At 57.1% G+C, this 23,378-nt stretch carries 23 protein-coding genes and 2 tRNA genes; 21 read left to right on the top strand and 4 right to left on the bottom strand.

Annotated elements, in window-relative coordinates:
- Positions 1-116 precede the first annotated feature (116 nt).
- Positions 117-884 (top strand): FCD domain-containing protein, encoded by a 768-nt coding sequence (locus NDJ82_RS07970; protein WP_099584779.1) that lies wholly within the window; start codon positions 117-119, stop codon positions 882-884.
- A 37-nt stretch (positions 885-921) separates the two neighbouring features.
- Here the strand turns inward: NDJ82_RS07970 and smpB are convergent, their stop codons facing one another.
- Positions 922-1,404: an SsrA-binding protein SmpB gene (smpB, locus tag NDJ82_RS07965; protein ID WP_003176160.1), complete on the bottom strand. Its 483-nt coding sequence runs from the start codon at positions 1,402-1,404 to the stop codon at positions 922-924.
- Positions 1,405-1,572: 168 nt separating this feature from the next.
- Between smpB and NDJ82_RS07960 the strand changes: the two genes are divergently transcribed.
- Together NDJ82_RS07960 and NDJ82_RS07955 are read left to right on the top strand one after the other, a co-directional pair.
- The gene (locus NDJ82_RS07960; RefSeq protein WP_112196770.1) at positions 1,573-2,007 is read left to right on the top strand and encodes a type II toxin-antitoxin system RatA family toxin; all 435 of its coding nucleotides are present in this window, start codon (positions 1,573-1,575) and stop codon (positions 2,005-2,007) included.
- Positions 2,000-2,302: an RnfH family protein gene (locus NDJ82_RS07955; protein WP_250925262.1), complete on the top strand. Its 303-nt coding sequence runs from the start codon at positions 2,000-2,002 to the stop codon at positions 2,300-2,302. The genes NDJ82_RS07960 and NDJ82_RS07955 overlap by 8 nt, the downstream gene beginning before the upstream one ends.
- Before the next feature lie 63 nt (positions 2,303-2,365).
- Here NDJ82_RS07955 and NDJ82_RS07950 read toward each other — a convergent pair whose 3' ends face one another.
- Positions 2,366-2,893 carry an outer membrane protein assembly factor BamE gene (locus tag NDJ82_RS07950; protein ID WP_250925261.1) on the bottom strand — a complete coding sequence of 176 codons (528 nt, stop codon included), beginning with the start codon at positions 2,891-2,893 and terminating at the stop codon, positions 2,366-2,368.
- Between the two features lie 98 nt (positions 2,894-2,991).
- Here NDJ82_RS07950 and fur point away from each other — a divergent pair, with 98 nt between their 5' ends.
- Complete coding sequence (gene fur, locus NDJ82_RS07945) at positions 2,992-3,396, top strand: ferric iron uptake transcriptional regulator (RefSeq protein WP_003194220.1); 405 nt, start codon at positions 2,992-2,994, stop codon at positions 3,394-3,396.
- An 83-nt stretch (positions 3,397-3,479) separates the two neighbouring features.
- On the opposite strand, the gene recN is transcribed toward fur, so the two are convergent.
- Positions 3,480-5,153: a DNA repair protein RecN gene (gene recN, locus NDJ82_RS07940; protein WP_112196768.1), complete on the bottom strand. Its 1,674-nt coding sequence runs from the start codon at positions 5,151-5,153 to the stop codon at positions 3,480-3,482.
- Between the two features lie 254 nt (positions 5,154-5,407).
- Between recN and grpE the strand changes: the two genes are divergently transcribed.
- From grpE to NDJ82_RS07900, 8 genes are all read left to right on the top strand, one after another.
- The gene (gene grpE / locus NDJ82_RS07935) at positions 5,408-5,968 is read left to right on the top strand and encodes a nucleotide exchange factor GrpE (RefSeq protein ID WP_094951702.1); all 561 of its coding nucleotides are present in this window, start codon (positions 5,408-5,410) and stop codon (positions 5,966-5,968) included.
- A 102-nt stretch (positions 5,969-6,070) separates the two neighbouring features.
- Complete coding sequence (gene dnaK, locus NDJ82_RS07930) at positions 6,071-7,987, top strand: molecular chaperone DnaK (protein WP_099584783.1); 1,917 nt, start codon at positions 6,071-6,073, stop codon at positions 7,985-7,987.
- A 318-nt stretch (positions 7,988-8,305) separates the two neighbouring features.
- Complete coding sequence (gene dnaJ / locus NDJ82_RS07925) at positions 8,306-9,430, top strand: molecular chaperone DnaJ (RefSeq protein WP_015885930.1); 1,125 nt, start codon at positions 8,306-8,308, stop codon at positions 9,428-9,430.
- A 10-nt stretch (positions 9,431-9,440) separates the two neighbouring features.
- Positions 9,441-10,247 (top strand): 4-hydroxy-tetrahydrodipicolinate reductase, encoded by an 807-nt coding sequence (gene dapB, locus NDJ82_RS07920; RefSeq protein ID WP_099584784.1) that lies wholly within the window; start codon positions 9,441-9,443, stop codon positions 10,245-10,247.
- 259 nt (positions 10,248-10,506) lie between these two features.
- A complete protein-coding gene (carA, locus tag NDJ82_RS07915; protein WP_099584785.1) occupies positions 10,507-11,643 on the top strand; it encodes a glutamine-hydrolyzing carbamoyl-phosphate synthase small subunit in 1,137 nt (378 codons plus the stop codon).
- Positions 11,644-11,748: 105 nt separating this feature from the next.
- On the top strand, positions 11,749-14,970 hold the full coding sequence (carB, locus tag NDJ82_RS07910) for a carbamoyl-phosphate synthase large subunit (protein WP_250925260.1): 3,222 nt from the start codon (positions 11,749-11,751) through the stop codon (positions 14,968-14,970).
- On the top strand, positions 14,967-15,443 hold the full coding sequence (gene greA / locus NDJ82_RS07905; protein WP_099584787.1) for a transcription elongation factor GreA: 477 nt from the start codon (positions 14,967-14,969) through the stop codon (positions 15,441-15,443). The genes carB and greA overlap by 4 nt, the downstream gene beginning before the upstream one ends.
- A 28-nt stretch (positions 15,444-15,471) precedes the next feature.
- Complete coding sequence (locus tag NDJ82_RS07900) at positions 15,472-15,876, top strand: MFS transporter (protein WP_112196765.1); 405 nt, start codon at positions 15,472-15,474, stop codon at positions 15,874-15,876.
- A gap of 8 nt (positions 15,877-15,884) precedes the next feature.
- Here the strand turns inward: NDJ82_RS07900 and NDJ82_RS07895 are convergent, their stop codons facing one another.
- Positions 15,885-16,193, bottom strand: coding sequence for a YhbY family RNA-binding protein (locus NDJ82_RS07895; RefSeq protein ID WP_017139256.1), 309 nt, complete (start codon positions 16,191-16,193; stop codon positions 15,885-15,887).
- A 105-nt stretch (positions 16,194-16,298) separates the two neighbouring features.
- Here NDJ82_RS07895 and rlmE point away from each other — a divergent pair, with 105 nt between their 5' ends.
- From rlmE to rimP, 9 genes are all read left to right on the top strand, one after another.
- Positions 16,299-16,949 carry a 23S rRNA (uridine(2552)-2'-O)-methyltransferase RlmE gene (gene rlmE / locus NDJ82_RS07890; protein ID WP_003235041.1) on the top strand — a complete coding sequence of 217 codons (651 nt, stop codon included), beginning with the start codon at positions 16,299-16,301 and terminating at the stop codon, positions 16,947-16,949.
- A 200-nt stretch (positions 16,950-17,149) separates the two neighbouring features.
- Positions 17,150-19,060 (top strand): ATP-dependent zinc metalloprotease FtsH, encoded by a 1,911-nt coding sequence (gene ftsH, locus NDJ82_RS07885; RefSeq protein WP_099584789.1) that lies wholly within the window; start codon positions 17,150-17,152, stop codon positions 19,058-19,060.
- An 8-nt stretch (positions 19,061-19,068) separates the two neighbouring features.
- On the top strand, positions 19,069-19,920 hold the full coding sequence (gene folP / locus NDJ82_RS07880; RefSeq protein WP_099584790.1) for a dihydropteroate synthase: 852 nt from the start codon (positions 19,069-19,071) through the stop codon (positions 19,918-19,920).
- 16 nt (positions 19,921-19,936) lie between these two features.
- Complete coding sequence (gene glmM, locus NDJ82_RS07875) at positions 19,937-21,274, top strand: phosphoglucosamine mutase (protein WP_112196763.1); 1,338 nt, start codon at positions 19,937-19,939, stop codon at positions 21,272-21,274.
- 66 nt (positions 21,275-21,340) lie between these two features.
- On the top strand, positions 21,341-22,096 hold the full coding sequence (gene tpiA / locus NDJ82_RS07870; RefSeq protein WP_112196762.1) for a triose-phosphate isomerase: 756 nt from the start codon (positions 21,341-21,343) through the stop codon (positions 22,094-22,096).
- Positions 22,097-22,100: 4 nt separating this feature from the next.
- On the top strand, positions 22,101-22,484 hold the full coding sequence (gene secG, locus NDJ82_RS07865) for a preprotein translocase subunit SecG (RefSeq protein WP_010206600.1): 384 nt from the start codon (positions 22,101-22,103) through the stop codon (positions 22,482-22,484).
- A 22-nt stretch (positions 22,485-22,506) separates the two neighbouring features.
- Positions 22,507-22,592 (top strand) — tRNA-Leu (locus NDJ82_RS07860).
- A 96-nt stretch (positions 22,593-22,688) separates the two neighbouring features.
- A tRNA-Met gene (locus NDJ82_RS07855) sits at positions 22,689-22,765 on the top strand.
- A 140-nt stretch (positions 22,766-22,905) separates the two neighbouring features.
- On the top strand, positions 22,906-23,364 hold the full coding sequence (gene rimP / locus NDJ82_RS07850) for a ribosome maturation factor RimP (protein WP_038843818.1): 459 nt from the start codon (positions 22,906-22,908) through the stop codon (positions 23,362-23,364).
- The last annotated feature ends 14 nt before the right edge of the window (positions 23,365-23,378 follow it).

The following is a 23,378-nucleotide window of genomic DNA, read 5'->3' as shown; positions in this document are numbered from 1 at the left end:
TGGAGGGCGAGACCATCTGATCGGATGAATCGAGGCTGTTCTGATAGGTGCTGGAAGGGCGGTGATAGGCCAGAATAGAGGGCCCGGCGAGTGGTCGGGATGGTGGAGAGTGAGTTATGGGGTTTGATCAGGTGCGTCAGCGCCGTTTGTCTGACGATATTGTCGAGCAGCTTGAGGGGATGATCCTTGAGGGCACGCTGAAGTCGGGTGAGCGTTTGCCGGCTGAGCGCGCTTTGGCTGAGCAGTTTGGCGTGTCGCGTCCGTCGCTGCGTGAGGCCATTCAGAAACTGGCCGCCAAGGGGTTGTTGGTGAGTCGCCAGGGCGGAGGCAATTATGTTGCCGAGTCACTGGGTTCGACGTTCAGTGATCCGCTGTTGCACCTGTTGGAAAACAATCCCGAGGCGCAGCGTGATCTGCTGGAATTTCGCCAGACCCTCGAAGCGTCCTGTGCTTATTACGCCGCGTTGCGTGCAACCGAGGTCGACCGTGAGCGGCTGACCGCTGCATTCGAAGCGTTGCAGGATTGCTATACCCGCGTTGATGAAGTGAGCCGAGTGGAGGAGGGGGCTGCGGATGCGAGGTTCCACCTGGCCATTGCGGAGGCCAGTCATAACGCAGTGTTGCTGCACACCATTCGCGGCTTGTTCGACCTGCTCAAGCGTAACGTGGTGACCAACATTGGTGGTATGTATCAGCAGCGTACAGAGACCCGAGACATGCTGATCAGTCAGCATCGGGAGTTGTACCAGGCAATTATTGAGGGGCGGGCCGAGCAGGCGCGAGACGTCTCGACGCGACATCTAGAGTACGTGCAGGAGGTACTGGCGGAGGTGCGTCAGGAGGTTCAGCGCGTGGCGCGTGCGGAGCGGCGAAAAGGGATGTAGCCGACGGACTTATTCCGAGGCTACATCACTGCAAGGACTACTCTTCCTTGCCTTTGTTGCGCACGGCGCGATGCAGTTCGCGATTGGAGTCGCGTTCGCGCTCGGTATCACGCTTGTCGTATTCCTTCTTGCCCTTGCCCAGTGCGATCTCGCACTTGACCAGGTGCTTGCTCCAGTACCAGGACAGGCAGATACAGGCGTAGCCTTTCTGCTGTACGGCGGCGGCGAGCTTTTCCAGTTCGCGCGCATTGAGCAATAGTTTGCGCGTGCGCACCGGGTCGGCAATTACGTGGGTGCTCGCGGTAGTCAGCGGGGTGATATGACTGCCCAGCAGCCATGCCTCGCCATCCTTGAGCAATACGTAGCTGTCGACCAGTTGCAACTTGCTGGCGCGCAGACTCTTTACTTCCCAGCCGGCCAGGACCAGACCAGCCTCGAACCGATGTTCGATGAAGTAATCGTGTCGCGCCTTTTTATTTTGCGCGATGGTCCCTGTGGGGTGTTTCTTTTGTTTAGCCATAGGGGCGGCATTATAGGGAGTTGCGAGCGTGTCGGCTACGGTCAAGCTGCGTGCTTGAGCGTGTTGGTCGAATCCCGGACAATGCGGGCAGTTCTTTGGTTTTTTTCTCTCGCGGATTGGGCTGTTCTTTCGCGATGTTTGCCGCTCAGCTGTGGAAATAACGCACACATGACGACGCATATTCAACGTTCGGCCCTGCTGCCCTATCCGGCTCAGGCGCTCTATGACCTGGTCAACGACGTGGCGCGTTACCCGGAATTCTTGCCTTGGTGTTCTAAGGCTGAGGTGCTGGAAAGCACTGATGAACACATGGTCGCCAGCGTCGGGGTGGCGAAAGGTGGGCTGGGCCAGCACTTTGTCACGCGTAATGTGCTGGTGCCGGGCAAGTCCATTGAAATGAATCTGCAGGAGGGGCCTTTTACCCAGTTGCACGGTGTCTGGGTATTCAAGGCGCTGACCGACAAGGCCTGCAAGATCAGCCTCGACTTGTCGTTTGATTACGCTGGCCCGCTTGTGCGGGCTACATTGGGGCCCTTGTTCAACCAGGCGGCCAACACACTGGTAGATGCGTTCTGTCAGCGGGCCAAGCAACTGCATGGTTGAGATTGAGGTGGTGTATGCCGCTGCAGATCGCCAGGTTTTGCTGGCGTTGACGGTGGCGTCCGGCACAAGTCTGCGAGCGGCGGTGCAGGCGTCCGCAATTACAATGCTGTTTCCTGATCTGGATCTGGCTGATTGCCCTTTGGGGGTATTCGGGAAAGTTGTCGCGGATGCTGAAGCGCGCGTTGTGCAGTCAGGTGATCGTATTGAGATCTATCGCCCCTTGCTGGTTGATCCTAAAGAGGTGCGTAGATTGCGGGCGGCCAAGGCGGCGATGACCAGGCAGCAGAATTCATAAGCTTGTTAAACATCAGGCAACAAAAAGCCCGGCATGCCGGGCTTTTTTGCAGGCGCCGCACTGTTACTGCGGGCTGGTGTCCAGCGGCTGAGGTGTCGGGACCGGAACGGTTTCCACGCCATCGACGTCTTTCTGGATCTTGTCGAGCAGCGAGCCTGGCTTGGCCGGTACTTCGGACTTCGGCTTCTCGCTCTCCTGCGCAGGCGCAGTCACGTTGGTGCCGTTGTCTTTGCCGAGCAGGGCTTCATCGCGGCTTACGCCGGGCATGAAGTCACCGGACAGGCTGACAAGCTGGTCATTGCCATTAAAAATGACGCTGACGCGTTCCTGTTGGCGTTCACCGCCGCCAGGCTGCAGGCTGTAGAGATAATCCCAGCGACCGGCATGGAAAGTGTCAGTCAGCAGGGGGTTGCCCATAATAAACCGTACTTGCCGTCGGGTCATTCCCGGACGTAACTGGTCTATCATGTCCTGCGTGACGACATTGCCCTGCTGGATGTCGATTTTGTAAACCCCGGGGAATGAACAACCGGCGAGTGCGAGCAGTCCCACAAAGGTGAAACTGGTTAGCAAGAGCTTGGTGTTTTGCATCGGTGGGCGACTTCCACTATCTTGGCTGGGACAACGTAAACGCCGATCATACCCGTATTAAGAGAAGCTGCGAAGCAGCATCCGCGAGAAAGCTAACCATGGTTGAAAATAGCGAACTACGCAAAGCCGGTCTTAAAGTGACTCTGCCACGAGTCAAGATTCTACAAATGCTCGATTCTGCTGAGCAGCGTCACATGAGTGCCGAGGATGTTTACAAGGCGCTGATGGAGTCTAACGAGGACGTCGGCCTGGCCACGGTTTACCGTGTACTGACCCAGTTTGAAGCCGCAGGGCTGGTGGTTCGTCATAATTTCGACGGCGGTCATGCAGTGTTCGAATTGGCTGACGGTGGTCATCACGATCACATGGTCGACCTGGATACCAATGAGGTTATCGAGTTCACCAGCCCGGAAATCGAAGCGCTTCAGCATAAGATTGCTGAGGAGCATGGCTTCGACTTGGTCGACCATAACCTTGTGTTGTACATCCGTAAGAAAAAGTAAAAACGACGCAGAATGGCTCTGCGAAACGATCGAAGGCGACCCTAGGGTCGCCTTCGTGCTTTCTATATCAAGAAAAGTTCGGCTCAAGCCTTGGTGGCGACAACCATTTTCTTCGCGTGCGCCAAAGACTCCTTGGTCAGATCGATCCCGCCGAGCATTCGGGCTACTTCTTCCACGCGCTCCGACTTGTTCAGCTTGGATACCGCAGTGTGTGTTGCATCATTGCCACGCACCTTGTGCACAAATAAGTGTTGATGGCCCTGTGCGGCCACTTGTGGCAAGTGGGTGACCGTCAGTACCTGGCCTCGATCTCCCAGGCGACGCAACAACTGACCAACAATTTCCGCAGTCGGACCTCCAATGCCTACGTCCACTTCATCGAACACCAGCGTAGGCACCCGTGACGTCTGCGCAGTAATCACCTGGATCGCCAGGCTGATGCGCGAAAGCTCACCACCGGACGCGACTTTTGCCAGAGCCTTGAGCGGTTGCCCAGGGTTGGCGCTGACCAGTAGTTCAACCTGCTCCAGGCCGTGAGGTTGCAATTCATTATTGGAGTTGGCGCGCAGCTCGATGGTGAAGCGTCCTCCCGGCATGCCCAGGCGCTGAATTTCCTGTTCAACGGCGTGGGCCAAGCTGCTGGCGGCTTGCTGGCGTAGATCGCTCAGTTCGCGGGCCTTCTCCTGATAGTGACGGGCAAAAGAGCCGAGTTCTTCGCCTAGTCGCTCAATGGATTCGTCATTCGCGTTCAGGGTTTCGATTTCATCCAGCAGCTTTTGCTGCATGGTTGCCACTTCGGTGGGCTGGATTCGATGTTTGCGCGCCAGGGTATAGATGGTATCGAGGCGTTCTTCTATTTCCTGCAGGCGCGCCGGGTCGGCATCGAAGTGATCCAGGAAGCGGTTGAGTTCACCGACGGCTTCTTCGACCTGGATTTGTGCACTGGTCAATAGGGTGGTGGCCTCACTCAGCGAGCCTGAAGCATTGTTAACGCTGGACAGCCGGTTGAGGCTGGCCGTGAGCGCGTTGAGCACGTTTCCGGAATCGCTCTCGCTGCATTGCTCTACCACTTGACGGCAGATACCCAGCAGGGTTTCGGCGTTGGTGAGGTTTTTGTGCTCCTGCTCCAGTTGTTCCAGCTCGGTCTCGCCAAGGCCCAGGCTTTCGAGTTCTTCAAGCTGATAACTGAGCAGTTGGTGGCGAGCACGTTGCTCGTCGCCGGAGTTGGATAGGCGTTCCAGCTCCTGGCGGGTCTGCCGCCAGCGCTGGGCAGCCAGTTGCACCTGCCGGGCAAGGTCTGTGGCGCCGGCGTATTCGTCGAGCAGGCGGCGGTGGGTGTCGGTTTTCAGCAGGGACTGGTGTTCATGCTGGCTATGGATGTCGATCAGCAATTCACCGAGGGCTTTCAGGTCGCCAAGGGGGCACGGTGTTCCGTTGATATAGCCGCGTGAGCGGCCTTCGGCGGTGATGACTCGGCGCAGAATGCAGGGGCCGTCATTGTTGAGGTCACGCTCGGCCAGCCAGGCTTCGGCTTCTGGGATGTCCGCCAGGTCGAAGGTGGCCAGGATGTCGGCCTTGTCGGCACCGGGACGCACCACGCCACTGTCGGCGCGGTCGCCCAGGGTCAGGCCCAGGGCGTCGAGCATGATCGACTTGCCGGCGCCGGTTTCGCCTGTGATTACGCTCATCCCGCGATCCAGTTCGAGATCCAGATGTTCAACGATGGCGTAGTTATGTACGGACAGGTGCACGAGCATGACGGCCGCTCCCAGGCTTTAGGTCTGGTTATTTATACAGTGTTTTGTTTGGGGCTGACAATCCTGATGCTTAGCTCGATTTGCTCGGTCGATGAGGTTTTTTAGTGCAAAGAAGAATGGTGGTGCGGGAATTGATCTGCAGCAGGCGAAAGACTTTTGGTAACGCTTGCGCCCTTGAAGCTGGAAATTGTGGCCCCATATACCGGAACAGAAGCGCGAGTTGAGTTCGCGCATGATTTTGAAAGGAGAAATCTATGGCTGACGAACAGACGCAGGATACGCAAACTCCAGACGCCAATTCGGCTGTCGGTGATGAACTGGCGACCCGTGTGCAAGTGCTCGAAGAGCAATTGGCCGCAGCGCAGGATCAGTCTTTGCGTGTTGCCGCCGATCTGCAGAACGTCCGCCGCCGTGCCGAGCAGGATGTAGAGAAAGCTCACAAATTCGCGCTTGAAAAATTCGCCAATGACTTGCTGCCGATCATCGACAGCCTGGAGCGTGGCCTTGAATTGTCCAACCCGGATGACGAAAACATCCGCCCGATGCGCGAAGGGATCGAGCTCACCCTGAAAATGTTCCAGGACACCCTGAAGCGTTATCAGCTCGAAGCCATCGATCCGCAAGGCGGTGAACCGTTCAACGCTGAGCATCACCAGGCAATGGCCATGCAGGAAAGCCATGACCTGGAACCCAACAGTGTGTTGAAGGTGTTCCAGAAGGGTTACCAGCTCAACGGTCGCCTGCTGCGTCCGGCAATGGTAGTGGTGAGCAAGGCTCCTGCACCTGTTGCACCTTCTATTGATGAGCAGGCTTGAAATTCGCCGCAAGGCCCCCATTTATAAGTCAAGCGTTTAAGTGCTACCGCAGTTAGCCACCACTGCTGCGGCAACCAAATTCAAGTTTCGGGAGAGTAAATCATGGGCAAAATTATCGGTATTGACCTGGGGACCACCAACTCCTGCGTCTCCGTGCTGGAAAACGGCGTTGCAAAAGTAATCGAGAACGCCGAAGGCGCGCGTACCACGCCGTCGATCATTGCTTACGCCAATGACGGTGAAATCCTCGTTGGTCAGTCGGCCAAGCGTCAGGCTGTCACCAACCCGCACAACACTTTGTACGCGGTAAAGCGCCTGATCGGTCGTAAGTTCGACGAAGAAGTCGTACAGAAAGACATCAAGATGGTTCCGTACAAAATCGCCAAGGCTGACAACGGTGACGCCTGGGTTGAAGTGAACGGCCAGAAAATGTCGCCGCCACAAATTTCGGCTGAAATCTTGAAAAAGATGAAGAAAACCGCCGAAGACTACTTGGGCGAAGCAGTGACTGAAGCGGTAATCACCGTTCCAGCCTACTTCAACGACAGCCAGCGCCAGGCGACCAAAGACGCCGGCCGCATCGCTGGCCTGGACGTAAAACGTATCATCAACGAGCCAACTGCAGCCGCTCTGGCTTACGGTATGGACAAGGCCAAAGGCGACCACACTGTGATCGTTTATGACCTGGGTGGCGGTACCTTTGACGTTTCCGTGATCGAAATTGCCGAAGTTGACGGCGAGCACCAGTTCGAAGTGTTGGCTACTAACGGCGACACTTTCCTGGGCGGTGAAGACTTTGACATTCGTCTGATCGACTACCTCGTTGACGAATTCAAGAAAGAAAGCGGCATGAATCTCAAGGGTGACCCGCTGGCAATGCAGCGCCTGAAAGAAGCTGCTGAAAAAGCCAAGATCGAGCTGTCTTCCGCTCAGTCGACCGACGTCAACCTGCCTTACATCACTGCAGACGCTACCGGTCCTAAGCACTTGAACGTGAAGATTTCTCGCGCCAAATTGGAAGCGCTGGTCGAAGATCTGGTTCAACGCACCATCGAGCCTTGCCGCATTGCGCTGAAAGACTCCGGTATCGACGTTGGTGCAATCAACGACGTGATCCTGGTAGGCGGTCAGACCCGTATGCCGCTGGTTCAGAAGCTGGTTACCGAGTTCTTCGGCAAAGAAGCGCGTAAAGACGTGAACCCGGACGAAGCAGTCGCCATGGGTGCTGCCATCCAGGGTGCGGTATTGGCTGGTGACGTGAAAGACGTGTTGCTGCTGGACGTCAGTCCGCTGACCCTGGGTATCGAAACCATGGGTGGCGTGATGACCGCGCTGATCGAGAAAAACACCACGATTCCTACCAAGAAATCCCAGGTGTTCTCGACTGCCGATGACAATCAAGGCGCTGTGACCATTCACGTGCTGCAAGGTGAGCGTAAGCAAGCTGCCCAGAACAAGTCCCTGGGCAAGTTCGACCTGGCTGAGATTCCACCAGCACCTCGTGGCGTGCCGCAAATTGAAGTGACTTTCGACATCGACGCCAACGGCATCCTGCACGTCGGCGCGAAAGACAAGGCTACCGGCAAAGAGCAGAAGATCACCATCAAGGCCAACTCCGGCCTGTCTGATGAAGAAATTCAACAGATGATTCGTGATGCTGAAGCCAACGCTGATGCAGATGCCAAGTTCGCAGAACTGGCCGGCGCCCGTAACCAGGGTGATGCACTGGTGCACTCGACACGTAAAATGATCGCCGATGCCGGCGAGAAAGTGACCGCTGAAGAGAAAACTGCAATCGAAGCCGCCGTGGTTGCCCTGGAAGCCGCTGTTAAAGGCGACGACAAGGCTGCTATCGACGCCAAGATTGAGGAGCTGTCCAAAGTCTCCGCACCGGTTGCCCAGAAGATGTATGCCGAGCAAGGCCAGCCAGCTGAAGGTGCTGCGCAACAGGCAGAGCCTGAAGCCAAGCACGACGACGCTGTCGATGCCGAGTTCGAAGAAGTCAAAGAGACTAAGTAAGTTGGTCGCCCGGTTGACCGCTATCAAGCGGTGACTGGTAGGATGTCGCCGCGCGGGAGCTTGCTCCCGCGTTGGCGTGTCTGGGGTATGTGAATTTTTACAGCATGCGACAACGCTCGGATGCTGGCGGTGTGATCGGGGATGCTCCTGCTTTCCGAGCATTAAATACCGCGTTTTTGGCCGGGTCCCTGGCTAAAAGGTAGTAATGACCAGGATCGTTGAATTGACGTGAGTTGGGTCCGGGCCTGTATTGGGGCTCAACGAGTTTAGTCAGGCTCAGGAGGGTCTGGCTGAACGTCCTTAAGAGTGCAAAGACTTATGGCAAAGCGTGACTATTACGAAGTGTTGGGTGTGGAGCGCGGCTCCAGCGAGGCGGACCTGAAAAAGGCTTACCGTCGCCTGGCGATGAAGCACCACCCGGACCGTAATCCGGATAGCAAAGAATCCGAAGAAATGTTCAAAGAGGCCAACGAGGCCTACGAATGTCTGTCTGATCCCAATAAGCGTGCGGCCTACGACCAGTATGGCCATGCTGGTGTCGACCCAAGCATGGGCGGCGGCGGTGCCGGTTTTGGCGGTCAGAACTTCTCCGATATTTTCGGTGACGTATTCAGTGACTTCTTTGGCGGTGGTCGGGGTGGTCAGCGCGGTGGCGCCCAGCGTGGCAGCGACTTGCGCTACACGCTGGAGCTGAACCTGGAAGAAGCTGTTCGCGGCACAAGCGTCAACATTCGCGTGCCGACGCTGGTCAACTGCAAGCCGTGTGATGGTTCGGGTGCCAAGAAAGGCTCCTCGCCGATTACTTGCCCGACGTGCGGCGGTATTGGCCAGGTCCGTATGCAGCAGGGTTTCTTCTCGGTGCAGCAGACCTGCCCGCGTTGCCATGGCCAGGGCAAGATCATTTCCGATCCGTGCGACTCCTGCCACGGCGAAGGCCGTGTCGAAGAGTACAAGACCCTTTCGGTGAAAGTGCCGGCGGGCGTGGATACCGGTGATCGCATTCGCCTGTCTGGCGAGGGCGAGGCGGGTACTCAGGGCGGTCCAACGGGTGATCTGTACGTGGTGATCAATGTGCGCGAGCACTCGATCTTCCAGCGTGACGGCAAGCACCTGTTCTGCGAAGTGCCGATCAGTTTTGTCGATGCTGCCTTGGGCGGTGAGTTGGAGATTCCGACCCTTGATGGTCGAGTCAAGCTGAAGATCCCTGAGGGGACGCAGACGGGTAAGCAATTCCGCATTCGTGGCAAGGGCGTAGCGCCAGTGCGCGGTGGCGGTGCTGGCGACCTGATGTGCCGTGTGGCGGTGGAAACTCCGGTCAACCTGGGTCGCCGTCAGCGTGAACTGCTTGAAGAGTTCCGCAGTTCGTTGGAAGGCGATGACTCTCACTCGCCGAAAACCACGGGCTTTTTCGATGGTGTGAAGCGCTTCTTCGGCGATCTGTAAGGAAGTGAATATGCGACGTATAGCCGTGATGGGCGCTGCCGGGCGCATGGGCAAGACGCTGGTCGAAGCGGTGCAGCAGCGTTCTCCAGCCTCCGGCCTGACTGCGGCGATTGTTCGTCCTGGCAGCACATTGATTGGTGCGGATGCGGGTGAGTTGGCTTCACTGGGTCGTATCGGTGTGTCGTTGTCCGGCAACCTAGAGCAGGTGGCGGATGAATTCGACGTGCTGATCGACTTCACGTTGCCGGAAGTGATGCTGAAAAATCTCGCCTTCTGCCGAAAGGCGGGCAAGGCGATGGTGATCGGTACTACGGGTTTGACTGCCGAGCAGAAGCAGTTGCTGGTGGAGGCGGGCAAGGATATCCCTGTCGTCTTTGCTGCCAACTTCAGTGTCGGCGTGAACCTGTCGCTCAAGTTGCTGGATCTGGCCGCGCGCGTGCTGGGTGATGAAGCGGATATCGAGATTATCGAAACGCATCACCGTCACAAGATCGATGCGCCGTCGGGTACCGCGCTGCGCATGGGCGAGGCTATTGCTGATGCGCTGGGACGCGACCTGTCCAAGGTGGCGGTTTACGGTCGCGAAGGCCATACCGGTGCGCGCGCCCGTGACACTATTGGTTTTGCGACCGTTCGTGGTGGTGATGTCGTAGGTGATCACACCGTGCTCTTCGCTACTGAAGGCGAGCGCCTGGAAATCACGCACAAAGCTTCCAGTCGCATGACGTTCGCCAAGGGTGCGGTGCGCGCTGCGCTCTGGTTGGAAGGTCGTGATGCGGGTCTGTATGACATGCGCGATGTGCTGGAACTGCACTAATCAGTAGCTAAAACGGGGCCTCAGGATTATCCTAAGGCCCCGTTTTTACCCGCTAAGCGACGTCCTGTCGCATTCTCCTGCCTTTAAGGCTCATTAGCGGTGGACCCAAAAAGCCTTTTTCTGTAAGCTACAGCTTTAGTGTGTCCACTAAAAGCGCGCAGAATAATTCAGTGAAGAAGCGGGGTGACGTGTCCATACGTCACTCCGCTTTTTTACAACCTGCGATCGCCCTTTCAGGCTTTATTTACGGGAGGTCTTCTTGACTAAGCCAGCCATACTCGCCCTTGCTGATGGCAGCATTTTTCGCGGCGAAGCCATTGGAGCCGACGGTCAAACCGTTGGAGAGGTAGTGTTTAACACTGCCATGACCGGCTATCAGGAAATCCTTACCGATCCTTCCTACGCCCAACAGATCGTTACCCTGACCTATCCACACATCGGCAATACCGGTACTACACCGGAAGACGTCGAGTCTGATCGTGTCTGGTCGGCCGGTCTGGTGATTCGTGACCTGCCACTGGTTGCGAGCAACTGGCGTAACACGATGTCGCTGTCCGATTACCTGAAAGCCAACAATGTTGTGGCAATCGCCGGTATCGATACGCGCCGCCTCACACGCATCCTGCGTGAAAAAGGCTCGCAGAACGGCTGCATCATGGTCGGTGACAATATTTCCGAAGACGCGGCGATTGCCGCAGCGCAAGGCTTCCCTGGCTTGAAGGGCATGGACCTGGCGAAGGTCGTCAGCGTCAAAGAGAAGTACGAATGGCGCTCCACTGTCTGGGACTTGAAGACCGACAGCCACGCGACCATCGAAGCCAGCGAGTTGCCTTACCATGTGGTCGCGTACGACTACGGTGTGAAGTACAACATCCTGCGCATGCTGGTTGAGCGCGGTTGCCGCGTGACTGTGGTGCCTGCGCAAACCCCTGCTAGCGATGTGCTGGCCTTGCAGCCGGACGGTGTGTTCCTGTCCAACGGTCCAGGTGATCCGGAGCCTTGCGACTACGCCATCCAGGCCATCAAGGAAGTACTGGAAACCGAGATTCCGGTGTTCGGTATCTGCCTGGGCCACCAACTATTGGCACTGGCTTCCGGCGCCAAGACCCTGAAAATGGGTCACGGCCATCACGGTGCCAACCACCCAGTGCAAGACCTGGACACTGGCGTCGTGATGATCACCAGCCAGAACCACGGTTTTGCGGTGGATGAAGCGAGCTTGCCGGGCAACGTCCGCGCAATTCACAAGTCGCTGTTCGACGGCTCCCTGCAAGGCATCGAACGCACCGACAAGAGCGCGTTCAGCTTCCAGGGCCACCCTGAAGCGAGCCCGGGCCCGAACGACGTAGCGCCGCTGTTCGACCGTTTCATCAATGAGATGGCCAAGCGACGCTGACTGAGCGGCCTGCGGGCGGCCCCGAATCCCGGTGGCCCCTGCAGGCTCTTCAAAGATTGTTCAAGACGGCTTGCCGACTGACCTGCGGATTTGAGTGACAAACCCATGCCAAAACGTACAGACATAAAAAGCATCCTGATTCTCGGCGCTGGCCCGATCGTGATCGGCCAGGCCTGCGAATTCGACTACTCCGGCGCCCAGGCCTGTAAAGCCCTGCGCGAAGAGGGCTACCGCGTCATCCTGGTGAACTCCAACCCGGCCACCATCATGACCGACCCGGACATGGCCGACGCCACCTACATCGAGCCGATCAAGTGGCAGACCGTTGCCAAGATCATCGAAAAAGAGCGTCCGGACGCCCTGCTGCCAACCATGGGTGGCCAGACCGCACTGAACTGCGCGCTGGACCTGGAGCGCGAAGGCGTTCTGGAAAAGTTCGGCGTAGAGATGATCGGCGCCAATGCCGACACCATCGACAAGGCTGAAGACCGCTCGCGTTTCGACAAGGCCATGAAGTCCATCGGCCTTGATTGCCCGCGTTCCGGTATCGCCCACAGCATGGAAGAGGCCAACGCGGTTCTCGAAAAGCTGGGCTTCCCGTGCATCATCCGTCCGTCCTTCACCATGGGCGGCACGGGTGGCGGTATTGCTTACAACCGTGAAGAGTTCGAAGAGATTTGCGCGCGTGGTCTGGACCTGTCGCCGACCAAAGAGCTGTTGATCGACGAATCCCTGATCGGCTGGAAAGAGTACGAGATGGAAGTTGTCCGCGACAAAAAGGACAACTGCATCATCGTCTGCTCCATCGAAAACTTTGACCCGATGGGCGTGCACACCGGCGACTCGATCACCGTTGCTCCGGCACAGACCCTGACGGACAAGGAATACCAGATCATGCGTAACGCCTCGTTGGCGGTACTGCGTGAGATCGGCGTTGAAACCGGCGGTTCCAACGTTCAGTTCGGCATCTGCCCGGACACAGGCCGCATGGTCGTGATCGAGATGAACCCGCGTGTATCGCGTTCTTCGGCGCTGGCATCGAAAGCTACCGGCTTCCCGATTGCGCGCATCGCAGCCAAGCTGGCAATCGGTTACACCCTGGACGAATTGCAGAACGAAATCACTGGCGGCGCTACGCCGGCGTCCTTCGAGCCGTCGATCGACTACGTCGTCACCAAGCTGCCACGCTTCGCTTTCGAGAAATTCCCGAAAGCCGATGCCCGCCTGACCACTCAGATGAAGTCGGTCGGTGAAGTCATGGCCATCGGCCGGACCTTCCAGGAATCCCTGCAGAAAGCCCTGCGTGGCCTGGAAGTGGGCGTTTGCGGTCTGGACGAGAAGCTCGACCTGAGCAACCCGGAAAGCATGAGCGTGCTCAAACGCGAGCTGACCGTTCCGGGCGCTGAGCGTATCTGGTACGTGGCCGATGCTTTCCGCGCCGGCATGACCGTCGAAGATATCTTCGGCATGAACATGATCGATCCGTGGTTCCTGGTACAGATCGAAGATCTGATCAAGGAAGAAGAGAGGGTCAAGACCCTCGGTCTTTCCTCTATCGACCGCGACCTGATGTTCCGCCTCAAGCGCAAAGGCTTCTCCGACCAGCGTCTGGCCAAGCTGCTGGGCGTGACCGAGAAGAACCTGCGTACGCATCGCCACAAGCTGGATATCTTTCCGGTCTATAAGCGCGTTGACACCTGCGCTGCAGAGTTCGCCACCGACACCGCGTACCTGTACTCCACCTACGAGGAGGAGTGCGAGGCCGCACCGTCGGGTCGCGACAAGATCATCATCCTGGGTGGCGGTCCAAACCGTATCGGCCAGGGCATCGAGTTCGACTACTGCTGCGTACACGCCGCTCTCGCCCTGCGCGAAGACGGGTACGAGACCATCATGGTCAACTGCAACCCAGAAACCGTTTCCACTGACTACGACACTTCCGACCGCTTGTACTTCGAGCCGGTTACGCTGGAAGACGTGCTGGAAATCTGTCGCGTCGAGAAGCCAAAAGGCGTGATCGTCCAGTACGGCGGCCAAACCCCGCTGAAATTGGCACGCGCTCTGGAAGCTGCCGGTGTGCCAATCATCGGCACCAGCCCGGACGCTATCGACCGTGCTGAAGACCGTGAGCGTTTCCAGCAAATGGTTGAGCGCCTGAACCTGCGTCAGCCGCCAAACGCTACCGTGCGCAGCGAAGACGAAGCTATTCGCGCAGCCAGCAAGATCGGCTACCCGCTGGTGGTGCGTCCGTCCTACGTGCTGGGCGGCCGGGCGATGGAAATCGTCTACGAAGAAGAAGAACTCAAGCGTTACCTGCGCGATGCAGTGAAAGTGTCCAATGACAGCCCTGTGCTGCTGGATCACTTCCTCAACTGCGCCATTGAAATGGACGTGGATGCGGTTTGCGACGGCACTGATGTAGTGATCGGCGCGATCATGCAGCACATCGAACAGGCGGGCGTTCACTCCGGTGACTCCGCGTGCTCGCTGCCGCCGTACTCGTTGCCGCTGCACATCCAGGACGAGATGCGCGAGCAGGTCAAGAAAATGGCCCTGGAATTGGGCGTGGTCGGCTTGATGAACGTTCAGTTGGCGCTGCAAGGCGAAGACATCTACGTCATCGAAGTCAACCCACGTGCTTCGCGTACCGTACCTTTCGTGTCCAAGTGCATCGGTGTGTCCCTGGCGATGATCGCTGCCCGTGTAATGGCCGGTAAGACCCTGAAGGAAATCGGCTTCACCAAGGAAATCATTCCGAACTTCTACAGCGTGAAAGAGGCGGTGTTTCCATTCGCCAAATTCCCTGGTGTGGACCCGATCCTGGGCCCAGAGATGAAGTCCACCGGTGAAGTGATGGGCGTGGGCGATACCTTCGGTGAAGCGTTCGCCAAGGCTCAGATGGGTGCCAGCGAAGTGCTGCCGACCGGCGGTACTGCGTTTATCAGTGTGCGTGATGACGACAAGCCACTGGTTGCAGGTGTTGCCCGTGATCTGATCAACTTGGGCTTTGAAGTCGTGGCTACTGCCGGTACTGCCAAGCTGATCGAAGCGGCGGGCCTGAAAGTGCGTCGCGTAAACAAGGTGACGGAAGGCCGTCCGCACGTGGTCGACATGATCAAGAATGACGAAGTCACGCTGATCATCAATACCACCGAAGGTCGTCAGTCGATCGCGGACTCCTACTCCATTCGTCGTAATGCCTTGCAGCACAAGATCTACTGCACCACCACCATTGCTGCTGGCGAAGCTATCTGTGAAGCGCTCAAGTTCGGTCCGGAAAAAACCGTGCGCCGCTTGCAGGATCTACACGCAGGATTGAAGGCATGATCAAATACCCAATGACCGTCCAGGGCGCAAAGGCCCTGGAAGAGGAGCACGCTCATCTGACCAAGGTCGTACGTCCGAAGCTGAGCCAGGACATCGGTACGGCCCGCGAGCTGGGTGACTTGAAGGAAAACGCTGAATACCACGCGGCTCGCGAGCAGCAGGGGATGGTTGAGGCGCGGATTCGTGACATTGAGGGTCGGATCCAGAATCAGGTCGTCATCGACGTTACGAGCATTCCTCACACTGGCAAAGTGATCTTCGGTACCACCGTCGAAATCGCCAATGTGGAGACTGATGATCGCGTGACTTACCATATCGTTGGCGAAGACGAAGCTGACTTTAAGCTCGGAAAAATCTCCGTCGGTTCGCCGCTGGCCCGCGCCTTGATTGCCAAGGAAGAGGGTGATGTGGTGGCTGTAAAAACACCCGGTGGCGTGATCGAGTACGAGATTGTTGAAGTTCGCCACGTCTGAAAGGCGGCGCCCGCTTCGTGCGGGCGCCATGCTTTGGCAGCTTGCCCAGATGCTTTGGGTGGGTGGCCTGTGGTTGCTGCACATTGGTGTGCTGCCGGCGCTGGGCCTTATTGGTCTGGCTCCGTTGCTGATCGATGAGATCGATGGATTACTGAGTGCGTTGCTGGTGGGTTTTGCAGCAGCGTGCGTGACTCTTCAGGCATTGGTGCTGGTCAAGGCCGAGGGCTTGGGGAGTTTGTGGCGGGATATTCGCGGCCAACTGCTGTTGATGGCGCTGTATGCGTGTGCAATGTTTTGCATCGTGCATGTGTGGCTGCCGGAAGCGTTGCGCTGGCAGCTATTCAGCTATCTTGTATTAGGGTTCTCCGGCCTGGTGCTGGTTGTACAGCCCGCGCCAGGATGGAGTGGCAGGGCGCGCAAAGCACGCCCGTGACCCTTGTATCATTTGAAGCGATGCACGTTCGACAGTTGCTTGTTGACGCTGAAGTTCTTGCGATACAGCAGCGCCATCTTGCCGATGACCTGAACCAGGTCCGCTTTGCCAACCTTGCACAGTTCTGCAATGGCGGCCAGGCGCGCTTCGCGGTCAAGGATGTTGACCTTGATCTTGATCAGTTCATGATCGCCCAATGCGCGTTCAAGTTCGGCTAACACACCTTCAGTCAAACCGTTGTCTGCCACAATCAGAACTGGTTTCAGATGGTGGCCAATGGATTTGTACTGTTTCTTCTGCTCTTGAGTGAGCGGCATAATCTGACCCCTGCGTCTGATCTTGTAAAAAGCGGCGGCCAGTTTACCCGAGCGAGTCCGGGACCGCCCAGTTAATCACGACCCGTTTTATTTTCGAGGTGGCCCGTGGCCCGTTCCAAAACTAGCCTTAAGTGGCTGCAAGAGCATTTCAACGATCCTTACGTCAAAAAGGCGCAAAAGGACGGGTACCGTTCGCGGGCCAGCTACAAGCTCCTGGAGATCCAGGACAAGGACAAATTGATCCGTCCGGGCATGAGCGTTATCGATCTGGGTGCCGCTCCAGGTGGTTGGTCCCAGGTGACCAGTCGTCTGATTGGTGGGCAAGGCCGGTTGATCGCCTCCGACATCCTTGAGATGGACAGCATCCCGGATGTGACCTTCGTGCACGGCGACTTCACCCAGGACTCGGTGTTGGCCGAGATCCTGGAGGCTGTGGGAAATTCGCAGGTAGACCTTGTGATTTCCGACATGGCCCCCAATATGAGTGGATTACCGGCCGTCGATATGCCGCGAGCCATGTTCCTCTGCGAACTGGCGCTGGATTTGGCGGGTCGGGTGTTGCGTCCCGGTGGAGATTTCCTTGTGAAAGTCTTCCAGGGCGAAGGTTTTGACGAGTATCACAAGAACATTCGCAAGCTGTTCGACAAGGTGCAAACTCGCAAGCCAGACTCGTCCCGAGACCGTTCTCGTGAGCAATACCTGCTGTGCCGTGGGTTCCGCGGGGTTGAAGGTGCGGCGAGCGAAGAGCGTTTTTGATTTATTCGAGGAGGGTGATAGGTTTTTTTATATCGCTTTCGTCACGAAGCTTTACGAATATTGTGTAGTCAAAGTTTCACAAAGGGTTACAGACGGCGCCTGCCAGAGTTGTAGGTAATGTAGTAAGTTAGGCCGGTGAATATCATGCGAAGCGCGCGCCAGTAGCGGAGCTTGCTTCAGAGGGTAGTTAATTGAACGATATGGCAAAGAATCTGATCCTGTGGTTGATCATCGCGGCTGTCCTGGTGACGGTGATGAACAACTTCTCCAGCCCTAACGAGCCGCAGACCCTCAACTACTCCGACTTCATCCAGCAAGTTAAGGATGGCAAGGTCGAGCGCGTAGCGGTTGATGGCTACGTGATCACCGGCAAACGCAACGATGGCGACAGCTTCAAGACCATTCGTCCGGCAATCCAGGACAACGGTCTGATCGGCGACCTGGTGGATAACCACGTGGTGGTCGAAGGCAAGCAGCCTGAGCAGCAGAGCATCTGGACTCAGCTCCTGGTGGCAAGCTTCCCGATCCTGGTAATCATTGCCGTGTTCATGTTCTTCATGCGCCAGATGCAGGGCGGCGGCGGAGGCAAGGGCGGGCCGATGAGCTTCGGCAAGAGCAAGGCGCGCCTTCTCTCAGAAGATCAGGTGAAAACTACCCTGGCTGATGTTGCAGGCTGCGATGAGGCCAAGGAAGAAGTCGGCGAACTGGTCGAGTTCCTGCGCGATCCAGGCAAGTTCCAGCGCCTGGGTGGTCGTATTCCTCGCGGCGTTCTGATGGTAGGTCCTCCGGGTACCGGTAAAACCTTGCTGGCCAAGGCGATTGCTGGCGAAGCCAAGGTGCCGTTCTTCACCATTTCCGGTTCTGACTTCGTTGAGATGTTTGTCGGCGTGGGTGCCAGTCGTGTCCGCGATATGTTCGAGCAGGCCAAGAAGCACGCTCCGTGCATCATCTTCATCGATGAAATCGACGCTGTTGGTCGCCATCGTGGTGCTGGCATGGGTGGTGGTCACGACGAGCGTGAGCAGACTCTCAACCAGTTGCTGGTCGAGATGGATGGTTTCGAGATGAATGACGGCATCATCGTCATCGCCGCAACCAACCGTCCAGACGTGCTGGACCCTGCGCTGCTGCGTCCGGGCCGTTTCGACCGCCAGGTTGTGGTCGGTTTGCCGGACATCCGTGGTCGTGAACAGATTCTGAAAGTGCATATGCGCAAAGTGCCAATGGGGGATGACGTGGCTCCGGCCGTGATTGCCCGTGGTACTCCAGGCTTCTCCGGTGCCGACTTGGCCAACCTGGTGAACGAAGCTTCGTTGTTTGCGGCTCGTACCGGCAAGCGCATCGTTGAAATGAAAGAGTTCGAGCTGGCGAAAGACAAGATCATGATGGGCGCCGAGCGCAAGTCCATGGTCATGTCCGAGAAAGAGAAGCAGAACACTGCCTATCACGAAGCCGGCCACGCCATTGTTGGGCGCGTTGTGCCTGAGCATGATCCGGTCTACAAAGTGTCGATCATTCCTCGTGGTCGTGCGCTGGGTGTCACCATGTTCCTGCCGGAAGAGGATCGTTACAGCCTCTCCAAGCGTGCGCTGATCAGCCAGATCTGCTCGCTGTACGGCGGCCGTATTGCAGAAGAGATGACGCTGGGCTTCGACGGCGTAACCACTGGTGCTTCCAACGACATCATGCGTGCAAGCCAGATTGCTCGGAACATGGTGACCAAGTGGGGATTGTCGGAAAAGCTGGGCCCGTTGATGTATGCCGAGGAAGAAGGCGAAGTGTTCCTGGGGCGTGGTGGTGGCGGTCAAAGCGCCAGCTTCTCCGGTGAGACAGCCAAGCTGATCGACTCTGAAGTGCGCAGCATCATTGATCAGTGCTACGGCACAGCCAAGCAGATCCTGACCGACAATCGCGACAAGCTGGATGCAATGGCTGATGCGCTGATGAAGTACGAAACCATTGATGCGGACCAGATCGACGACATCATGGCTGGTCGGGCGCCTCGTGAGCCTCGCGATTGGGAAGGTGGTTCGGGGACTTCGGGTACACCGCCCGTGGTTCAAAACGAGCGTCCTGAAACCCCGATCGGCGGTCCGGCAGCGGATCACTAAGGTTTGAAATGACTTTTGGTACGTCCTCCACCCGGTTGCCTTGCGGCAACCGGGTTCTTGATTTGGCCCATGCGCATGTCATGGGTATTCTTAATGTAACCCCCGATTCCTTTTCCGATGGTGGCCGCTTCAGCCAGGTTGATGCAGCATTGCGTCATGCCGAGTCAATGGTGGCTGCCGGCGCGACACTGATTGATATCGGTGGCGAGTCGACCCGGCCGGGTGCTCGTGTTGTTTCTCCGCTGGAGGAGCTGGAGCGTGTGGCACCGATTGTCGAGCGCATTGCCCGTGAGCTGGATGTGATTATTTCGGTAGACACGTCAACGCCGGCCGTGATGCGCGAGACGGCTCGGCTGGGGGCCGGATTGATCAATGATGTGCGGTCCCTGCGGCGCGACGGCGCTCTGGATGCGGCCGCTGCTACCGGTCTGCCCGTGTGCCTGATGCATATGTTGGGTGAGCCCGGCAATATGCAGGACAGCCCGCACTACGATGATCTGGTCGGCGAGGTAAGTGGTTTTCTCTCCGAGCGGGTTGCCCAGTGCGCCGCGGTGGGCATTGCGCCGGAAAAGATAATTCTTGATCCGGGTTTTGGTTTTGCCAAGACCCTGCAACACAATTTAAGTCTGTTCAAGCACATGGAGTCCCTTCATGCCCTTGGTCGCCCCTTACTGGTTGGCGTTTCACGCAAGAGCATGATCGGGCTGGCGTTGAATCGGCCTGTGGGTGAGCGATTATACGGTGGCCTTGCGCTGGCCGCGCTGGCCTTGACCAAGGGTGCGCGCATCTTGCGTGTGCATGACGTCGCAGAAACCGTTGATGTGGTGCGCATGATTGCCGCTGTAGAATCAGCCGAATAAGAATGATGGAGCACTTATGACTAAAAAATACTTTGGCACCGACGGGATCCGTGGTCGGGTCGGCGAATTTCCAATTACTCCTGATTTTATGCTCAAGCTGGGTTGGGCGGCGGGTATGGCCTTTCGCAGCATGGGCGCTTGCCGGATCCTGGTGGGCAAGGACACCCGAATCTCGGGGTACATGTTTGAGTCTGCGCTTGAGGCAGGTTTGTCCGCCGCAGGTGCTGACGTGATGTTGCTAGGCCCTATGCCGACCCCGGCGATTGCATACCTGACGCGTACCTTCCACGCTGAAGCCGGTATTGTGATCAGCGCCTCGCACAACCCTCATGATGACAATGGCATCAAGTTTTTCTCGGGGCAGGGCACCAAGTTGCCGGACGAGATTGAGCTGATGATTGAAGAGCTGTTGGACGCGCCGATGACTGTGGTCGAGTCCAGCAAGTTGGGCAAGGTTTCGCGGATCAATGACGCGTCGGGCCGGTATATCGAGTTCTGCAAGAGCAGCGTGCCAACCAGCACCAACTTTGCAGGCCTGAAGATTGTGATCGATTGCGCCCATGGTGCGACCTACAAAGTCGCCCCAAGCGTGTTCAAGGAATTGGGCGCAGATGTCACAGTGCTCTCGGCCCAGCCCAATGGATTGAACATCAACGAAAACTGCGGCTCCACCCATATGGGGCAGTTGCAGGCCGCTGTCCTGGCTGAGCATGCGGACCTCGGGATTGCCTTTGACGGTGATGGAGACCGCGTGCTGATGGTTGATCACACGGGGGCCGTGGTGGATGGCGATGACCTGTTGTTCATCATTGCTCGTGACCTGCACGAGCGTAACAAGCTCCAGGGCGGTGTCGTCGGTACGTTGATGAGCAATCTGGGGCTTGAGCTCGCATTGGCAGACTTGGGTATTCCTTTTGTCCGTGCCAACGTGGGTGATCGTTATGTGATTGCCGAGCTGCTGGAGCGTAATTGGCAGGTGGGCGGTGAAAACTCTGGGCACGTCGTATGCTTCCAGCACACCACCACGGGCGATGCGATTATCGCGGCTTTGCAGGTGTTGCTGGCTTTGCGTCGTCGTGAAGAGAGCTTGGCGCAGGCGCGTCAGGCTTTACGCAAATGTCCGCAAGTTTTGCTTAACGTGCATTTCTCGGGCGGCGAAAACCCGATCGAGCACCCTGCTGTCAAAGAGGCTTGCGAGCGCGTGACCCTGGCAATGGCGGGGCGCGGGCGGGTACTGCTGCGCAAGTCCGGCACAGAGCCTTTGGTGCGCGTTATGGTCGAAGGTGACGACGAAATACAGGTTCGCGGCCACGCCGAAGACCTGGCAAAACTGGTAACTGAAGTTTGCGCCTGAATTCGGCTTGCCAGTAATGATGTGGTTGGGTAACATCTGCGCCCACTTTGACCGACGAGGTACAGCATGCGTCGCACTATGGTAGCTGGTAACTGGAAGATGCACGGTACCCGCGCCAGTGTCGCTGAGCTGATCAATGGCCTTCGTCACCTGGCCTTGCCTAGCGGTGTTGATGTCGCGGTTTTCCCGCCTTGCTTGCATATCACCCAAGTGGTTGATGGCTTGAAAGGTAAGTCGATTCAGGTCGGCGCGCAGAATTCTGCGGTGGAGGCCATGCAAGGTGCGTTGACCGGTGAGATTGCACCGAGTCAGCTGGTCGATGCGGGTTGTTCCTATGTGCTTGTTGGGCACTCCGAGCGTCGTCAGATGATGGGCGAGCGTGATGGAACACTCAATCGCAAGTTCGCAGCGGCACAGGCTTGTGGCTTGATTCCAGTGTTGTGCATAGGCGAGACCCTAGAGCAGCGCGAATCAGGCAAGACTCTTGAAGTTGTCTCGCGTCAGTTGGGCAGCATCATCGAGGATCTGGGTGTTGGTGCGTTTGCAAAGGCGGTAATTGCTTACGAGCCGGTCTGGGCCATTGGTACCGGGCTGACTGCTACGCCGCAACAGGCGCAGGATGTGCACGCAGCCATCCGCGCGCAGTTGGCGGCAGAGAATTCTGAAATCGCACAAGGTGTGCGGCTTCTATACGGCGGCAGCGTGAAGGCGGCCAATGCGGTCGAACTGTTCGGCATGCCGGATATCGATGGGGGGCTCATTGGTGGAGCTTCCCTGAATGCAGATGAGTTCGGTGCGATCTGTCGCGCCGCGGGAAACTGAAAAAATGCTGGAAACAGTCGTAGTCGTTTTTCATCTGTTGGCTGCCCTGGGCGTAGTTGCCCTGGTTTTGTTGCAACAGGGTAAAGGTGCGGATGCTGGTGCGTCTTTCGGTGCAGGTGCTTCAAATACTGTGTTCGGAAGCCAAGGTTCCTCTACCTTTCTTAGTAAGTTTACTGCTATACTTGCCGCCGGTTTCTTCATAACCAGCTTAGGGTTAGGTTACTTTGCTAAAGAGAAAGCTCATGTGCTGACTCAAGTAGGTTTGCCAAACCCAGCAGTGTTGGAAGTTCCAAAAGCAAAACCGGCTTCTGATGATGTCCCGGTGCTTCAAGAGCAAAAGTCGGCTACTCCAGCGACTGACGTACCTCCAGCTCAAGAGCAGAAGTAAGAAGGGTTGTAAGCGCTGTATTGCCGAGGTGGTGGAATTGGTAGACACGCAACCTTGAGGTGGTTGTGCCCATAGGGTGTAGGGGTTCGAGTCCCCTTCTCGGTACCAATTATCAGAAGAGCCCGCTGTTGCGGGCTTTTTTGTAGGTGGAAGGTTACATTGACCCTGTAAGGGATCGGTCGTATACTTCCGCCCCAGCTTTGTCGCGGGGTGGAGCAGTCTGGTAGCTCGTCGGGCTCATAACCCGAAGGTCGTCGGTTCAAATCCGGCCCCCGCAACCAGTTTTAGCGGAGCCCCTTTTAAGGGGCTTTTTGTTAGCTGGACACTTTCAACGCCGCTGTTCGACGGCGTTTCAAGGATGGGCGTTTCGCCCATTTTTTTATTTTGCACAGCATGCACATACATGCACGAGGGGGTTCAGGTGTCGAGCAAGCTAGAAGAGTTGCAGGCCTTGCTGGCCCCGGTGGTCGTGGCCCTAGGCTATGAATGCTGGGGTATTGAGTTTTCGGCTCAAGGTCGCCACTCAATGTTGCGCGTTTATATCGATAAAGAGGGCGGTGTGCTGGTGGACGATTGTGCCATTGTCAGCCGTCAGATCAGCGGTGTCCTGGATGTTGAAGATCCAATTTCCGTTGAATACACCCTCGAAGTTTCCTCGCCAGGCATGGAACGCCCACTGTTCACTATTGAGCAGTTTGCAAAATTTGCCGGTGAACAAGTGAAGATCAAGCTGCGGTCTCCTTTTGAAGGGCGACGCAACTTTCAGGGCCTTCTGCGCGGTGTAGAAGAACAGGATGTCGTGGTGCAGGTAGAAGACCATGAGTTCCTGTTGCCGATCGATATGATCGACAAGGCCAACATTATTCCCAGTTTTGACTGAGACGCGGATCCCGC

It is taken from the genome of Pseudomonas sp. SR18 (genome assembly GCF_023701505.1).
Taxonomy (GTDB): domain Bacteria; phylum Pseudomonadota; class Gammaproteobacteria; order Pseudomonadales; family Pseudomonadaceae; genus Aquipseudomonas; species Aquipseudomonas cyclaminis.
This window is presented reverse-complemented; position numbering and strand designations above follow the sequence as displayed.

What these genes read in the sequence shown, in the direction of transcription:
- dnaK (WP_099584783.1), top strand. Translation starts at nt 6,071, where the DNA reads ATGGGCAAAATTATCGGTATTGACCTGGGGACCACCAACTCCTGCGTC.
- greA (WP_099584787.1), top strand. Translation starts at nt 14,967, where the DNA reads ATGATCAAATACCCAATGACCGTCCAGGGCGCAAAGGCCCTGGAAGAG.
- grpE (WP_094951702.1), top strand. Translation starts at nt 5,408, where the DNA reads ATGGCTGACGAACAGACGCAGGATACGCAAACTCCAGACGCCAATTCG.
- NDJ82_RS07960 (WP_112196770.1), top strand. Translation starts at nt 1,573, where the DNA reads ATGACGACGCATATTCAACGTTCGGCCCTGCTGCCCTATCCGGCTCAG.
- NDJ82_RS07895 (WP_017139256.1), bottom strand. Translation starts at nt 16,193, where the DNA reads ATGCCGCTCACTCAAGAGCAGAAGAAACAGTACAAATCCATTGGCCAC.
- smpB (WP_003176160.1), bottom strand. Translation starts at nt 1,404, where the DNA reads ATGGCTAAACAAAAGAAACACCCCACAGGGACCATCGCGCAAAATAAA.
- dnaJ (WP_015885930.1), top strand. Translation starts at nt 8,306, where the DNA reads ATGGCAAAGCGTGACTATTACGAAGTGTTGGGTGTGGAGCGCGGCTCC.
- folP (WP_099584790.1), top strand. Translation starts at nt 19,069, where the DNA reads ATGACTTTTGGTACGTCCTCCACCCGGTTGCCTTGCGGCAACCGGGTT.
- fur (WP_003194220.1), top strand. Translation starts at nt 2,992, where the DNA reads ATGGTTGAAAATAGCGAACTACGCAAAGCCGGTCTTAAAGTGACTCTG.
- NDJ82_RS07955 (WP_250925262.1), top strand. Translation starts at nt 2,000, where the DNA reads ATGGTTGAGATTGAGGTGGTGTATGCCGCTGCAGATCGCCAGGTTTTG.
- tpiA (WP_112196762.1), top strand. Translation starts at nt 21,341, where the DNA reads ATGCGTCGCACTATGGTAGCTGGTAACTGGAAGATGCACGGTACCCGC.
- secG (WP_010206600.1), top strand. Translation starts at nt 22,101, where the DNA reads ATGCTGGAAACAGTCGTAGTCGTTTTTCATCTGTTGGCTGCCCTGGGC.
- carB (WP_250925260.1), top strand. Translation starts at nt 11,749, where the DNA reads ATGCCAAAACGTACAGACATAAAAAGCATCCTGATTCTCGGCGCTGGC.
- NDJ82_RS07950 (WP_250925261.1), bottom strand. Translation starts at nt 2,893, where the DNA reads ATGCAAAACACCAAGCTCTTGCTAACCAGTTTCACCTTTGTGGGACTG.
- ftsH (WP_099584789.1), top strand. Translation starts at nt 17,150, where the DNA reads ATGGCAAAGAATCTGATCCTGTGGTTGATCATCGCGGCTGTCCTGGTG.
- dapB (WP_099584784.1), top strand. Translation starts at nt 9,441, where the DNA reads ATGCGACGTATAGCCGTGATGGGCGCTGCCGGGCGCATGGGCAAGACG.
- NDJ82_RS07900 (WP_112196765.1), top strand. Translation starts at nt 15,472, where the DNA reads ATGCTTTGGCAGCTTGCCCAGATGCTTTGGGTGGGTGGCCTGTGGTTG.
- NDJ82_RS07970 (WP_099584779.1), top strand. Translation starts at nt 117, where the DNA reads ATGGGGTTTGATCAGGTGCGTCAGCGCCGTTTGTCTGACGATATTGTC.
- glmM (WP_112196763.1), top strand. Translation starts at nt 19,937, where the DNA reads ATGACTAAAAAATACTTTGGCACCGACGGGATCCGTGGTCGGGTCGGC.
- recN (WP_112196768.1), bottom strand. Translation starts at nt 5,153, where the DNA reads ATGCTCGTGCACCTGTCCGTACATAACTACGCCATCGTTGAACATCTG.